The sequence below is a fragment of the Pseudoalteromonas luteoviolacea genome (genome assembly GCF_000814765.1).
Taxonomy (GTDB): Bacteria; Pseudomonadota; Gammaproteobacteria; order Enterobacterales; family Alteromonadaceae; genus Pseudoalteromonas; species Pseudoalteromonas luteoviolacea_H.
Genome location: NZ_JWIC01000010.1, coordinates 376,411 through 389,950, shown reverse-complemented (window position 1 = coordinate 389,950; position 13,540 = coordinate 376,411). Strand labels below are relative to the sequence as shown.

At 42.9% G+C, this 13,540-nt stretch carries 11 protein-coding genes and 7 tRNA genes; 16 read left to right on the top strand and 2 right to left on the bottom strand.

Annotation, left to right across the window (positions count from 1 at the left end; genetic code table 11):
- Positions 1–47 precede the first annotated feature (47 nt).
- Positions 48–1,280, bottom strand: coding sequence for an ATP-dependent RNA helicase SrmB (gene srmB / locus JF50_RS23190; protein WP_039611672.1), 1,233 nt, complete (start codon positions 1,278–1,280; stop codon positions 48–50).
- A gap of 67 nt (positions 1,281–1,347) precedes the next feature.
- Between srmB and JF50_RS23185 the strand changes: the two genes are divergently transcribed.
- Positions 1,348–2,046 (top strand): tRNA1(Val) (adenine(37)-N6)-methyltransferase, encoded by a 699-nt coding sequence (locus JF50_RS23185; protein ID WP_039611671.1) that lies wholly within the window; start codon positions 1,348–1,350, stop codon positions 2,044–2,046.
- A gap of 40 nt (positions 2,047–2,086) precedes the next feature.
- Positions 2,087–2,596, top strand: a complete 510-nt coding sequence (locus JF50_RS23180; RefSeq protein WP_235423503.1) for a hypothetical protein — start codon at positions 2,087–2,089, stop codon at positions 2,594–2,596.
- A 31-nt stretch (positions 2,597–2,627) separates the two neighbouring features.
- On the opposite strand, the gene fldB is transcribed toward JF50_RS23180, so the two are convergent.
- Positions 2,628–3,149: a flavodoxin FldB gene (fldB, locus tag JF50_RS23175; protein ID WP_039611670.1), complete on the bottom strand. Its 522-nt coding sequence runs from the start codon at positions 3,147–3,149 to the stop codon at positions 2,628–2,630.
- 77 nt (positions 3,150–3,226) lie between these two features.
- On the opposite strand from fldB, the gene xerD reads away from it, so the two are divergent.
- The 14 genes from xerD to JF50_RS23095 all read left to right on the top strand — a co-directional run bounded on the left by xerD (position 3,227) and on the right by JF50_RS23095 (position 13,525).
- Positions 3,227–4,153 (top strand): site-specific tyrosine recombinase XerD, encoded by a 927-nt coding sequence (xerD, locus tag JF50_RS23170; protein ID WP_052262718.1) that lies wholly within the window; start codon positions 3,227–3,229, stop codon positions 4,151–4,153.
- A gap of 63 nt (positions 4,154–4,216) precedes the next feature.
- Positions 4,217–4,948 (top strand): bifunctional protein-disulfide isomerase/oxidoreductase DsbC, encoded by a 732-nt coding sequence (gene dsbC, locus JF50_RS23165; protein ID WP_039612153.1) that lies wholly within the window; start codon positions 4,217–4,219, stop codon positions 4,946–4,948.
- Positions 4,949–5,081: 133 nt separating this feature from the next.
- Positions 5,082–6,812, top strand: coding sequence for a single-stranded-DNA-specific exonuclease RecJ (recJ, locus tag JF50_RS23160; protein WP_039611669.1), 1,731 nt, complete (start codon positions 5,082–5,084; stop codon positions 6,810–6,812).
- A 205-nt stretch (positions 6,813–7,017) separates the two neighbouring features.
- Positions 7,018–8,116, top strand: a protein-coding gene (prfB, locus tag JF50_RS23150) for a peptide chain release factor 2 (protein WP_152614627.1) whose coding sequence is annotated in 2 segments (ribosomal slippage) — positions 7,018–7,092 and positions 7,094–8,116 — 1,098 coding nt in all. Because the reading frame shifts where the segments join, the coding sequence is not laid out codon by codon here.
- A 27-nt stretch (positions 8,117–8,143) separates the two neighbouring features.
- Entirely contained in the window at positions 8,144–9,685 is a 1,542-nt protein-coding gene (lysS, locus tag JF50_RS23145; protein ID WP_039611667.1) for a lysine--tRNA ligase, read from the top strand.
- 547 nt (positions 9,686–10,232) lie between these two features.
- Positions 10,233–10,325: transfer RNA gene (locus JF50_RS23135), tRNA-Ser, on the top strand.
- A 24-nt stretch (positions 10,326–10,349) separates the two neighbouring features.
- Positions 10,350–10,426: transfer RNA gene (locus JF50_RS23130), tRNA-Arg, on the top strand.
- A gap of 58 nt (positions 10,427–10,484) precedes the next feature.
- A tRNA-Arg gene (locus JF50_RS23125) sits at positions 10,485–10,561 on the top strand.
- A gap of 58 nt (positions 10,562–10,619) precedes the next feature.
- Positions 10,620–10,696 (top strand) — tRNA-Arg (locus tag JF50_RS23120).
- A 58-nt stretch (positions 10,697–10,754) separates the two neighbouring features.
- Positions 10,755–10,831, top strand: a tRNA-Arg gene (locus JF50_RS23115).
- Between the two features lie 58 nt (positions 10,832–10,889).
- A tRNA-Arg gene (locus tag JF50_RS23110) sits at positions 10,890–10,966 on the top strand.
- A 58-nt stretch (positions 10,967–11,024) separates the two neighbouring features.
- Positions 11,025–11,101: transfer RNA gene (locus JF50_RS23105), tRNA-Arg, on the top strand.
- A 963-nt stretch (positions 11,102–12,064) separates the two neighbouring features.
- A complete protein-coding gene (locus JF50_RS23100) occupies positions 12,065–12,319 on the top strand; it encodes a hypothetical protein (protein ID WP_039611665.1) in 255 nt (84 codons plus the stop codon).
- Between the two features lie 48 nt (positions 12,320–12,367).
- The gene (locus JF50_RS23095) at positions 12,368–13,525 is read left to right on the top strand and encodes an exo-beta-N-acetylmuramidase NamZ domain-containing protein (RefSeq protein ID WP_039612151.1); all 1,158 of its coding nucleotides are present in this window, start codon (positions 12,368–12,370) and stop codon (positions 13,523–13,525) included.
- The last annotated feature ends 15 nt before the right edge of the window (positions 13,526–13,540 follow it).

Here is a 13,540-nt window from a genome sequence, read left to right as displayed (position 1 = left end):
TAGCAGCAACTAGGCGATACAAAAAAGCCCCTACCGGGGCTTTTTTATTATTTTTTCTTTTTCTTTTTACTTTTAGCCGCTTTTTTCTTGGCTTTAATTTTTGCTGCGTCTTTTTTCTTTTTCGGCGCTTTAGCTTCTTTGTGCTTCGGCTCTAACCCTTCAATGGTGCGGCGTTTAAGCTTTTGATCTGTATAACGCTCGACCTTACCCAAAATTTCAGCATCATGTGCTTCAACTAATGAGATAGCCGTGCCTTTTTTGCCTGCACGGCCAGTACGGCCAATACGGTGCACATAAATATCTGCAGTGCGTGGCATATCAAAATTGATTACATGTGTTATGTCTGGAACATCAATCCCTCTTGCAGCAACATCTGTTGCAACTAAGATATTGGTTCTGCCACTGTGGAAACTTGCCATAGCTGTCATACGTTTATCTTGCGGCATCTCACCTCGTAGCCAAGTAGTCTTGATTTCATTGGCATACAGCTCACCAATTAACTGCTCTAGACGCTCTCGAGTTTTAACAAAAACAATGGCTTTTTCGACTTCTTCGCTTTTTAGTAAATGCGTAAGCAACGCTAATTTATGTGTGTAGTCGTCAGCAAGATGAGCCCACTGATGGATTTTGCCTTTTTCTTTTCTCGATGACTCTGCTTCTAGCAATGCAGGGTCATTGAGCATACGCTCAGCGAATAACTCAACGCTATCACCTTCAAGTGTTGCGGAGAATAAGAAGCCTTGACGACGGTTTTTAGCCTCTTCACAGATACGTAGCATTTCTTTTTTAAAGCCCATGTCTAGCATCCGGTCAGCTTCATCAAGTACCAGTAGCTCGACATTGTCAGCATGGAAGTTTTCAGTTTCCAAATATTCCATTAAGCGACCAGGGGTGGCTATGAGAATGTCATTGTTTTTTTCGAAGATCTCTTTGTGGCTACCATAGTTAATACCACCTGTGACAACGCCAATTCTCAAGTGAGTGTTTTCTGCAAGTGCCTGACACTGATCGTGTACTTGATAAGCCAGCTCTCTGGTGGGAGTCATAATTAAGACACGTGCAAACCCCGGGTCTTTTCTTGGGAAGTCCAACAAGTATTGAATCGCCGGTATAAGAAAAGCGGCTGTTTTTCCTGTGCCAGTGGGCGCTGATGCAAGAATGTCACGCCCAAGTAGCGCTTCAGGGATAGCCAGCTGTTGAATGCTGGTGGCGGTTGTATAACCAATTTTTTTTATGGCAGAGAGTACTTTGCCATCAAGATCAAATTCAGAAAATTGCATAATGCATCACAAATAAAGGACAATAGCGGAATTATACTTGTGCTTGGCGTTTTCTAAAAGGTGCAATATGGCAAGCTTTGCATTTAAACAATTTAAAATTGACCAAAACCACGCTGCAATGAAGGTTTCAACAGATGGGATCATGTTTGGCTCGTGGCTATCACTAAATAATGCGAAAAATGTACTTGATATAGGTGCGGGGACCGGGTTATTAAGCTTAATGGCAAAACAACGTTCGCCCCAATTAGCATTATCGGCGATTGAAATAGATGAGCAGGCAAGCGATGAGGCGACCCTTAATATTGCGCGCTCGCCGTGGCCGGATATTCAATTGCATTGTATAGCGGTGCAAGATTTTGAGTCGCCGGAGAAGTTTGATTTAATATTCAGTAACCCTCCTTATTTTCAAGCAAGCTTGAAAGGGGAAAATGCGCAGAGAAATTTAGCAAGGCATACAGATAGTTTGAGCTTTGCAGACTTAATTACATCGTTCTTGCGGCTTTCTTCAGAAAGTAGCAGGCTGGCAATTATACTGCCCTTAGAGGGAGCGCATATATTTATTGAGCTTGCACAAGCAAAGGGACTCTATTTGATTCGTCAATGCGACGTGAAAACGACGCCCTCTAAAGCAGTATCACGGGTCATGTTCGAATTATCTAAAGTAGAGCAGGCATTGGTGACAGAGTCTTTGTGTATTTATGATGGCAATAATCAATACAGCGCTGAGTATACGCGATTATGTCGTGATTTTTATTTGAAAATGTAAAGGTTGTGTATTAGCGAATGCATAATTAATGGAGAGTGTGATGGAGCACGCACAGCAAGTGCAACTGATATTAAACTTTTTGAATGAAATTGATTTGCCATATCGGGTATTAGAGTTCACTGGTGACACTTTTTTACCCGGGCTCAGACACAGTCACGGTGTCTTAGAAATCGATCTGGCTAAGCTGCGTCACCCTGGAGATATATTGCATGAAGCTGGGCATTATGCGGTATGTGAACCTAAAGAGCGACATCTTTTAGATGGAGATATTTATAAAACAGGGCTTCAGCATCAGCGCCCAAAGCAGCAAATGATGGGTGAAGAAATGGCGGCGACAGCATGGTCCGTTGCCGCAGCCAAATTCCTTGGCTTTTCTCTCGATGTTGTCTTTCATGACGCTGGATATAGAGGAAATAGCGACAATCTGATTCAAGCTTTTGAACAAGGTGGCGGCATAGGTCACCCTTTATTAGGTGCTTATCAAATGAGTTGTCCAGAGCAGGGCTTTCCCAACATGCAGGCTTGGATCCGAACGGTGTCTTGGGTCTAAGTGGGTGAGCGGGGGGCCCGCTCAATCAGAGTTAGAGTGTTTCAGCATATTCAGTCATCACCTGCTCAATCCAGGTGGCAATGCGCTCATCACTCTTGTCGTATTGGCTGTCTTCGTCTAAAGCAAGGCCGACAAAGTGTTTACCATCTTCTGTTAATGCTTTTGATGCTTCAAATTCATAGTCATCTGAATTGGGCCAAAAGCCAATAAAATTAGCGCCTTGAGGTGCGATTTTATCATGAAGCATACCCAGAGCATCTTGGAACCACTGTCCATAACCTTGCTGATCGCCCATGCCAAATAAGGCGATGGTTTTTCCACTTAGGTCAACACCATCGATGTCATCCCAGTGAGATTCCCAGTCTTCTTGTAACTCTCCAAAGTCCCATGTAGAAATACCAAAGATCACAAAGTCGAACTGCTCTGCGTTTTTCAGTGGTTCATCTTTGATATTGTGTAAAGAAATGACATCTTTACCAATGATTTCTTGTATTTTTTCAGCGGCCATTTCTGTATAACAGGTTGTTGAACCGTAAAATAACCCGATTTGCATTGTATTCTTCACTCAAATGGCTGTTATTATATGGGGGCAGTCTACCTTAAGGTTTAATCAATTGATACAGGCAGCCCGTGAACGAACAAGAAACCATATCAGAAATAGACGAGGATGATTTTGACCCGATAGAGTCATTCTTAGACGCCTTATTTTTAGAGCAGGGATTGAGTGACAATACCATTTCTGCGTATCGCACAGATTTGGAGAAATTTTCAAGCTTTATACAGACGCAGCTTGACGGCCAAGACATATTGGCCATCAGCGTGGCAGATGTAGAGGCTTATTTAGCATATCGCGTTGATCTGGGCCTTAAACCAAGAAGTACAGCCAGATCGATTAGTGCCTTGAAGCGATTTTACCTTTACTGGGTAAACCACAAAAAAATCTCCCAAAGTCCACTGATAAATATTGCACAACCTAAAACAGTACAATCTTTGCCAAAAACGCTTTCAGAGCAAGAGGTTGAAGCCTTGTTAAATGCGCCTAATATTGAAGATGCGATGGGGCTGAGAGATAAGGCCATGCTGGAGCTTTTATACGCCACGGGTTTGCGCGTTACAGAGCTGGTTGGATTGCGGATAGAGCAAATAAACTTACGCCAAGCAGTTGTATTAGTCAAAGGCAAGGGCGGCAAGGAACGCATGGTGCCGATGGGTCAAGAATCATTGCGTTGGGTCGAACAGTTTTTGCAGGTCGGCAGGCCTCAAATGGTTAAGCATGCCAATGACTTTGTCTTTCCGTCTAAACGAGGTATAGGTATGACACGGCAAACTTTTTGGCATAGAATCAAACACTATGCTATGTTGGCTGATGTCAAGTCTCCGTTATCGCCACACACGTTACGTCATGCATTTGCAACACATTTGCTGAATCATGGAGCGGACTTACGCGTTGTGCAAATGATGTTGGGTCATAGTGACTTGTCAACGACACAAATTTATACACATGTTGCCAGTGAGAGATTAAAATCTTTACATGAGCAGCACCATCCTCGGGCTTGATGGAATTTTTTTGAAGTTTCACGGTCTTAGTGATGAATGAAAAACGAATTTACGAGAACAAAGATGAAAAAGTTATTTTTAGCAGCCGCGCTTGCGGCCAGTGCTTCTGCTTATGCAGAAGAAACAACGCAAAAAGAGGGAGTTTTTGCAATTAACCCTATCCAGCAGTCACTAGCGGGTCTAGGATTATCAGTGAATGACATTACAGATAGCCCAATTCCTGGATTGAAAACCGTGATCACAGATCGTGGTGTTTTCTACTCAAGTACTGATGGTCGTTATTTAATGCAGGGTGCATTGATCGATATTCCAAACAGAAAAAATCTGACCGAAGATGCATTAAGCGGTGTTCGTAAAGAAGGCTTAAAGCAATACGAAGATTCGATGATCGTCTACAAAGCTGAAAATGAAAAGCATCAGGTGACAATTTTTACCGATATCACTTGCGGTTACTGTCGTAAACTTCACCGTGAACTAGAGGATTACCTAGAAGCTGGGATCACGGTCAAATATCTTGCATTCCCACGTGGCGGTATCCAAAGCCAAGGCTATGAAGATTTAATGAATGTGTGGTGTGCAAAAGATGCGGCAACGGCAATGACTGAAGCGAAAGCGGGTAACCCGGTTGCTGATGTGAAAGATTGTACAGCACCAGTTGCTGAGCATTATCAGTTAGGTCAAAAGTTTGGTGTTTCTGGCACGCCTGCGATTATCCTTGAAGATGGTACGATCATTCCAGGCTACCAGCCTGCTGCTGAGCTAGCTGCTTCACTAGAAAGAAATGCAAAGTCTTAAGCTTTACGTATAATAGACCCATTATGATAAAAAGGCCGTCAGGCCTTTTTTTGTGCCTGCAAATGTCAACTACCACTTATTTGTAGCTGCAAACTGAAATAACTAAAGTCAGATAAAGAGTAATCAGAGTTCTATGCAAACTAAGATCCAGCCTCGACAGCATGTTGATGATAGCTACTTGCCGGATAACCTTCATCCCGTTATTAAACAGCTCTATGCGGCGCGAGGTGTGCAATCTGCGGCAGAATTAAATAATAGCGCAGCAACACTGCTTGATTTCAAGCTATTTAAAGATATATCTGTTGCCTGTGATATTTTGGCAGGCGCACTTGATGCTCAGCAACGCATTCTGATTGTGGGCGACTTTGATGCTGATGGTGCCACCAGTACTGCAGTGTTGATGCAAGGGTTGCCTGAATTTGGCTTTAATCATGTTGATTATTTGGTGCCAGATAGGTTTAGTCTTGGGTACGGGTTGAGTCCTGCGTTGGCTGAGCAAATTGTGCAACTTGCACCAGATTTGGTGATTACGGTCGATAATGGTATTTCCTGCATTGCAGGTATCGACATTGTTAAGGCGGCAGGTATCAAAGTTATCGTGACCGATCACCATTTACAAGGTGCGCAATTACCTCATGCGGATGCGATTATTAACCCCAACCGACATGACTGCCAGTTTCCATCAAAGTCGATAGCGGGTGTTGGTGTTGCGTTTTATTTGTTAATTGCACTGAGGCATCATTTGCGCTCTATATCTTATTTCGAGACACACCAGCGCCGAGAGCCAAATTTAGCATCATTACTCGATATTGTGGCATTAGGCACAGTCGCCGATGTGGTTGCGTTGGATGCGAACAATCGTACTTTGGTTTTCCAAGGGCTAGCCCGCATAAAAAATGGTCAAACACGACCTGGGATTAAAGCCCTAATTGAAGTCTCGAATCGCAATATGAACCGGCTCACAGCCAGTGATTTTGGCTTTTCGCTGGCACCTAGGCTCAATGCTGCGGGTCGTTTGGATGATATGAGCTTGGGTATTGCTTGCCTGTTAGCGAAAGATGAATATCAGGCGCGTCGGATTGCGAACGAGCTTGATAGCTTAAACCATGAAAGGCGTGAAATAGAGCAGGGTATGCAGCAAGAGGCGCAAGCTGTGCTGGAACGATTAAGCTATCAATCTCAAAGTGTACCGACGGCTGTGTGTTTATATCAGGATGACTGGCATCAAGGTGTGATTGGTATCTTGGCTGGTCGTTTAAAAGAGAAGTATCACAGACCAGCTGTGATTTTTGCACAAGGTGATGATGGACAGATCAAAGGGTCTTGTAGGTCTATCGAAGGGATCCATATGCGGGATTTACTCGAGCATATTAATACTCAAAATCCAGGTTTAATTCTGAAGTTTGGTGGTCATGCTATGGCCGCCGGACTCAGTATCAATGAGTCTCAATTTGCTGCATTTAAAGAAGCGTTTGAAGCTGAAGTTGAAAAGCAATTGACTGAAGAATTGAAGCAAAGCGTGTTGCTGACGGATGGCGCGTTACCGAGCGAGTGTTTTAATATGGACTTTGCAAATATGCTTCAAGCGGCAGGGCCGTGGGGGCAGCAATTCCCTGAGCCAATTTTTAGTGAGCGCTTTGAGTTGGTACAGCAACGTTTGGTTGCCGAAAAACACCTTAAATTAGTGTTAAAACACCCGACTGGTAAGCTGGTGGATGCTATCGCATTTAATGTTGATTTGAGAGCGTGGCCAAATATGTCTGCCCAGTTGGCTGAGGTGGCGTATCAACTAGATATCAATGAGTTTAGAGGTAAGTTTTCATTACAGTTGATTGTGCGTGAGATCCAAGCCGTTACAAACTAGCTTAGGATATTTTATCGCGATCAAACGTAGTGACCTCAGTTATCCATGCGAAACCCCAAAATTATCGTATTTTGGGGCTGATATATGGTGGTAAATTTTGTTACTATTGGCCGTTTAGATAGCCTGTCTTAATAAACGCCGTAGGATAGCGAAGAAATTACGGTGTATGGGCTAGATGTTAAAGGCGTAAATTGGAGTAATGTAGATGTTTGAAGTGAATCCTGTGATTAACCAAATCAAGGAAATTCGCGAACGTACTGAGCTTCTTCGGGGGTATCTTTGACTATGCTCTAAAACAAGAGCGTTTAGAGGAAGTCAATGCCGAACTTGAAGATCCAGCAGTATGGAATGAGCCAGAAAAAGCCCAAGCGCTGGGCCGTGAAAAATCGAACCTAGAAGCGATTGTTGAAACCATTGATAACCTTGTTGGTGGCGCAGACGATGCTGAAGGCTTGGTAGAGCTTGCTGTAGAAGCGGAAGATGAAGATACTTTCGTTGAAGCACAGCAAGAAGTAGAAGGCTTAGTTGGTCAATTAGAAAAACTAGAATTCCGCCGCATGTTCTCAGGTGAGCAGGATGCCAACGATGCCTACATCGATTTACAATCAGGTTCGGGCGGTACTGAAGCGCAAGACTGGTGTAACATGCTACTGCGTATGTATCTGCGCTGGGCTGAAGCAAAAGGCTTCAAAGTTGAAATCGTTGAAGCAACTGATGGTGACGTTGCCGGCATTAAAGGTGCAACGGTACGTGTGTCAGGTGAATATGCCTACGGTTGGTTACGCACAGAAACTGGTGTACATCGCTTAGTGCGTAAGAGCCCATTCGACTCAACAGGTCGTCGTCATACTTCGTTTGCCTCTGCATTTATTTACCCAGAAATTGACGACAATATTGAAATTGATATTAACCCAGCGGATTTACGTATTGACGTATATCGCGCGTCGGGTGCGGGTGGTCAGCACGTAAACCGTACAGAGTCTGCGGTACGTATTACCCACTTACCAACAAATACTGTTGTGCAGTGTCAGAATGACCGTTCACAGCACAAAAACAAGGCGCAAGCAATGAAGCAGTTAAAAGCTAAATTGTTTGAACTTGAAATGAAAAAACAAAACGCCGAAAAGCAGTCTCAAGAAGATGCCAAATCTGATATCGGTTGGGGGAGTCAAATTCGTTCATACGTATTAGACGATTCTCGTATTAAAGATTTACGTACCGGTGTTGAAAACCGTAATACTCAAGCAGTATTAGACGGTGATTTAGATAAATTTATCGAAGCTAGCCTGAAATCAGGCCTTTAATCAACAAGCTAAACTAAGAGCTATAAAATGACAGATCAAATCCAAGACGAAAACAAACTCATTGCTGAGCGTCGCGCAAAATTGGACTCAATTCGTGAGAATTGTGATGCCAATGGCCACCCGAACACCTTCCGCCGTGAAGATTATACGGCTGATCTACAGGCTAAGTTTGGTGATAAATCGAAAGAAGAGCTTGTTGAATTAGACCATCAGGTGTCAGTAGCTGGTCGTATCCTGGCAAAGCGCGGTCCTTTCCTCGTATTACAAGATATGAAAGGCCGAATTCAGGCGTATGCTTCTAAAGATGTGCAAAAAGCACTAAAAGAAAAGTATGGCCAACTTGATATCGGAGACATCATCGGTGTTTCTGGCCCACTTCATAAATCTGGTAAAGGTGACCTTTACGTAGACATGGTTCAGTACGAGCTACTAACTAAGTCACTACGTCCATTACCAGAGAAGTTCCATGGTCTAACAGACCAAGAAGCAAAATACCGTCAGCGTTACGTTGACCTGATCACGAACATGGACACGCGTGAGACGTTCCGCATTCGTTCAAAAGTGATTGAAGGCATTCGTCGTTTCTTAGCTGAGCGTGACTTCATGGAAGTTGAAACGCCAATGCTTCAGGTTATTCCTGGTGGTGCAACGGCGCGTCCATTCGTGACTCACCACAATGCGTTAGACATCGACATGTATTTACGTATCGCACCAGAGCTTTATCTTAAGCGTTTAGTCGTTGGTGGCTTTGACCGTGTATTCGAGATCAACCGTAACTTCCGTAACGAAGGTCTTTCAACGCGTCACAACCCAGAATTCACCATGATCGAATTCTACCAAGCATACGCTGACTACAATGACCTAATGAACTTAACTGAAGACATGCTACGTACTGTTGCACAAGATGTGCTTGGTACGACAACAGTGATTAACACAGTTAAGAACGCTGAAGGCGAAGTCACTGAGACTATCGAATATGACTTCGGTAAGCAGTTTGAGCGTCTATCTATGGCAGATGCCATCATCAAGTATGGTCCAGATGCTGAAGAAATCGCGCACATCTTTAAAGATCCTGAAAACCACTTCGATGAGCTCGTGACTTACGCGAAGAAAGTACACGTAAAGATCCCTGAAAAATGTGTATGGGGTGCTGGCAAGTTCTTATGTGAGATCTTTGAAGAAACCGCAGAGCACAAGCTAATTCAACCGACTTTCATTACTGAGTACCCGTGGGAAGTGTCACCACTTGCTCGTCGTAACGATGAAAACCCATTCATCACTGACCGTTTCGAGTTTTTCGTAGGTGGTCGTGAATTGGCGAATGGTTTCTCTGAGCTTAACGACGCACAAGATCAGGCTGAGCGTTTTGCACGCCAGGTAGAAGAGAAAGATGCTGGTGATGATGAAGCAATGCACTACGATGCTGATTATATTCAAGCACTAGAGTATGGTCTTCCGCCAACGGCTGGTGAAGGTATCGGTATTGACCGTTTAGTGATGTTATTTACTGACTCACCAACGATTAAAGACGTTATCTTGTTCCCGCATATGCGCCCGCAAGCTGACTAAAATAATATCGAAAGAAAAGCGCCATTGAGCGCTTTTCTTTTATCTGTGTAAGACATTTCTCAAAAATAATTCATTATTTAGCAATAATTTTCTTCTTTATATTCTAAAACAGTGCTTTATTGTTTTTGTTTCTGAAATAAAAACAAAATTTCTAAAGTGGCTTAGTTGGCAATTTAATTATGCATTCCTATACTGTGTGGGCATTTAGGATGAATCACAGATAATAAGCAATAAGAATACATAAATTATGCCGAAAATAGATGAAGAACAAATCAAGCATGAAGCTGCAAGAAGGGAATATTGCAGACAGTGTATCAACGAGTTTCAGAAACTAGGCTATTTAGACTCCTACCTTGAAGAGGTTTTTGATCGTAAGCAGCGCCTGATGAGCCAATTTACTTCTTCTCCAACCCCAAGAAATGACTATGATTAGAGCAATTTGTTAGAAAAAAAGACAGTGTGTTCAATCTGTCACCAGATAGTCATTTTTTACAAGAAAAGTGTTTGACTTATTTTTTCTGTTCTATATTATACGCCCCACAAAGACGGAGAGGTGGCCGAGTGGCTGAAGGCGCTCCCCTGCTAAGGGAGTATAGGGTTTGTAGCCCTATCGAGGGTTCGAATCCCTCCCCCTCCGCCATTTATAATGGTTATCTTTGTAATTGGACGCGTAGCTCAGCTGGATAGAGTACCTGGCTACGAACCAGGCGGTCGGAGGTTCGAATCCTCCCGCGTCCGCCACTTATCTCTAAGTGGAAAAATAAAAGAGGCACTTATCATGTGTTAAAACTGATATGACGGACGCGTAGCTCAGCTGGATAGAGTACCTGGCTACGAACCAGGCGGTCGGAGGTTCGAATCCTCCCGCGTCCGCCACTTATCTCTAAGTGGAAAAATAAAAGAGGCACTTATCACGTGTTAAAATTGATATGACGGACGCGTAGCTCAGCTGGATAGAGTACCTGGCTACGAACCAGGCGGTCGGAGGTTCGAATCCTCCCGCGTCCGCCACTTATCTCTAAGTGGAAAAATAAAAGGGGCACTTATCGAGTGCTAAAATTGATATGACGGACGCGTAGCTCAGCTGGATAGAGTACCTGGCTACGAACCAGGCGGTCGGAGGTTCGAATCCTCCCGCGTCCGCCACTTATCTCTAAGTGGAAAAATAAAAGAGGCACTTATCACGTGTTAAAACTGATATGACGGACGCGTAGCTCAGCTGGATAGAGTACCTGGCTACGAACCAGGCGGTCGGAGGTTCGAATCCTCCCGCGTCCGCCACTTATCTCTAAGTGGAAAAATATAAGAGGCACTTATCGAGTGTTAAAACTGATATTGCGGACGCGTAGCTCAGCTGGATAGAGTACCTGGCTACGAACCAGGCGGTCGGAGGTTCGAATCCTCCCGCGTCCGCCATCTCTTTTGAGATGACATAAATTTACTTCACTCAAGTAATAAAACATGAGATAAACACCGACGAAAGTCGGTTTTTTTATGTCTGAAATTTGAATAGACTTAGATATTTGAATGCCGCTAGGCATTTTGAGCCACCCAGAGGTTCACTCTTCAAAAAGTACGTCCCGCGTCCGCCATCTATTTGAGATGACATTAATTTACTTCACTCAAGTAATAAAACATGAGATAAACACCGACGAAAGTCGGTTTTTTTATGTCTGAAATTTGAATAGACTTAGACACCTGAATGCCGCTAGGCAATTTGAGCCATCCAGAGGTTCACTCTTCAAAAAGTACGTCCCGCGTCCGCCATCTCTTTTGAGGTGACATAAATTTACTTCACTCAAGTAATAAAACATGAGATAAACACCGACGAATATCATTTTTTATGTCTGAAGTTTGAATAGACTTAGACACCTGAATGCCGCTAGGCAATTTGAGCCACCCAGAGGTTCACTCTTAAAAAAGTACGTCCCGCGTCCGCCATCTCTTTTGAGATGACATAAATTTACTTCACTCAAGTAATAAAACATGAGATAAACACCGACGAATATCATTTTTTATGTCTGAAATTTGAATAGACTTAGACATCTGAATGCCGCTAGGCATTTTGAGCCACCCAGAGGTTCACTCTTCAAAAAGTACGTCCCGCGTCCGCCATCTCTTTTGAGATGACATAAATTTACTTCACTCAAGTAATAAAACATGAGATAAACACCGACGAATATCATTTTTTATGTCTGAAATTTGAATAGACTTAGACATTTGAATGCCGCTAGGCATTTTGAGCCACCCAGAGGTTCACTCTTCAAAAAGTACATCTCAGATAACCAATGTCATGAATATGTCGTATTTGTCCAATATTTATGGCTAGCACTTCACTATGCTTGTGTTTAAAATTAGCTAAGTAATAGGGGAAGTTATATGAATTCGACTTACACAGGGACGCAGCTGGCGCTGCTATATCAAGACATTAGGCTACAGCATGAAGAAAGTACTGTATTTGTTGATTGTGGTTTTAAAGATGCGACACTAGCACAAGAGGAAATTTTAGTCGCACTTAAAAAGAAGTGTCTTACTAAAGCACAATTGGAAATTGTGAAACCATTCTTTTTACTAAAAAATATTCAAATTGAAGCGCACGTAAAAATCAAAAAAAGATTCTTTTTTGGTTTATGATCAGGCATATTCTCAAGGCATTAATTTACCTAAGGAACTGCTGTGTCTATTCGCTCTTTCAACGTCAAATTTTTTATCCTCTTGCTTATATTACAGACAAAACTAGCGGTTGCGATAGAAGTGGGCGCTCAGCAATCAAATAGGTATCTACCTTTATTAGAAGGAAAACGTGTTGGGTTGATAGTTAATCAATCCTCACAGGTCAGAGATTCGCATTTAGTTGATTTCTTGATTAATAATCAGGTACATGTTGTGAAAATTTTTTCTCCCGAACATGGCTTTAGAGGGGATCAAGATGCAGGCGCGCATATTGAAAACAGTATTGATGTAAAAACAGGTCTACCTATTGTCTCTTTGTATGGAAAGCAAAAACGCCCTACCAGTGAGATGTTGATTGATGTAGATGTACTCGTTTTTGATATTCAAGATGTTGGTGTGCGTTTTTATACTTATATCAGTACCATGCACTATATGATGCAAGCTGCCAAGGAGCATCAAAAATCATTTATTGTGCTAGATAGGCCTAATCCAAACATTCAATATATTGGTGGCCCTGTGCTTGATACAGCATTTCGTTCATTTGTAGGTATGCACCCCATTCCAGTTTTGCATGGTATGACGGTTGGAGAACTTGCGCAAATGATTGAAGGAGAGGGGTGGTTAACGGGCTCAAGCAAGCTGGACCTGCATGTTATTCCTGTTGCTCAATACGACGCGTTAGATCACTACATTTTGCCTGTCGCACCCAGCCCAAATTTGCCTAATCAGCAAGCGATTTATTTATATCCTTCATTGTGTTTTTTTGAAGCGACGGCTGTGTCTATCGGGCGGGGAACTGATTTTCCCTTCCAAGTATTTGGGCATCACCAAGTTAGACTTGGAGAATTTGGCTTTTCACCTCGTTCAATCATAGGTGCTGCTCGCTTTCCAAAATTAGAAGGGGAGCAAGTCTGGGGGCAGGATTTGCGCAAGAGCGTTCACACAGGTTTTGATCTCACTTGGTTTGTCGAAGCATACACCGCGTTTGAACAACAAAATCAGCGCTTTTTTACATCACCTAAGTTTTTGGATAAATTAGCAGGCACGAATATTATCAGGCTGGCATTAGAGCAAGGCTTGAAAGCACATCAAATAGAAGCGATTTGGCGCCAAGAGATAGCAGAGTTTGAAAAGAAAAGAGTGCCTTATCTGTTATATCAGAGATAAGGCACATAGCATTAA

Coding starts and splice junctions, on each gene's coding strand:
- srmB (WP_039611672.1), bottom strand. CDS start 1,280: ATGCAATTTTCTGAATTTGATCTTGATGGCAAAGTACTCTCTGCCATA.
- JF50_RS23185 (WP_039611671.1), top strand. CDS start 1,348: ATGGCAAGCTTTGCATTTAAACAATTTAAAATTGACCAAAACCACGCT.
- JF50_RS23180 (WP_235423503.1), top strand. CDS start 2,087: ATGGAGCACGCACAGCAAGTGCAACTGATATTAAACTTTTTGAATGAA.
- fldB (WP_039611670.1), bottom strand. CDS start 3,149: ATGCAAATCGGGTTATTTTACGGTTCAACAACCTGTTATACAGAAATG.
- dsbC (WP_039612153.1), top strand. CDS start 4,217: ATGAAAAAGTTATTTTTAGCAGCCGCGCTTGCGGCCAGTGCTTCTGCT.
- recJ (WP_039611669.1), top strand. CDS start 5,082: ATGCAAACTAAGATCCAGCCTCGACAGCATGTTGATGATAGCTACTTG.
- lysS (WP_039611667.1), top strand. CDS start 8,144: ATGACAGATCAAATCCAAGACGAAAACAAACTCATTGCTGAGCGTCGC.
- JF50_RS23100 (WP_039611665.1), top strand. CDS start 12,065: ATGAATTCGACTTACACAGGGACGCAGCTGGCGCTGCTATATCAAGAC.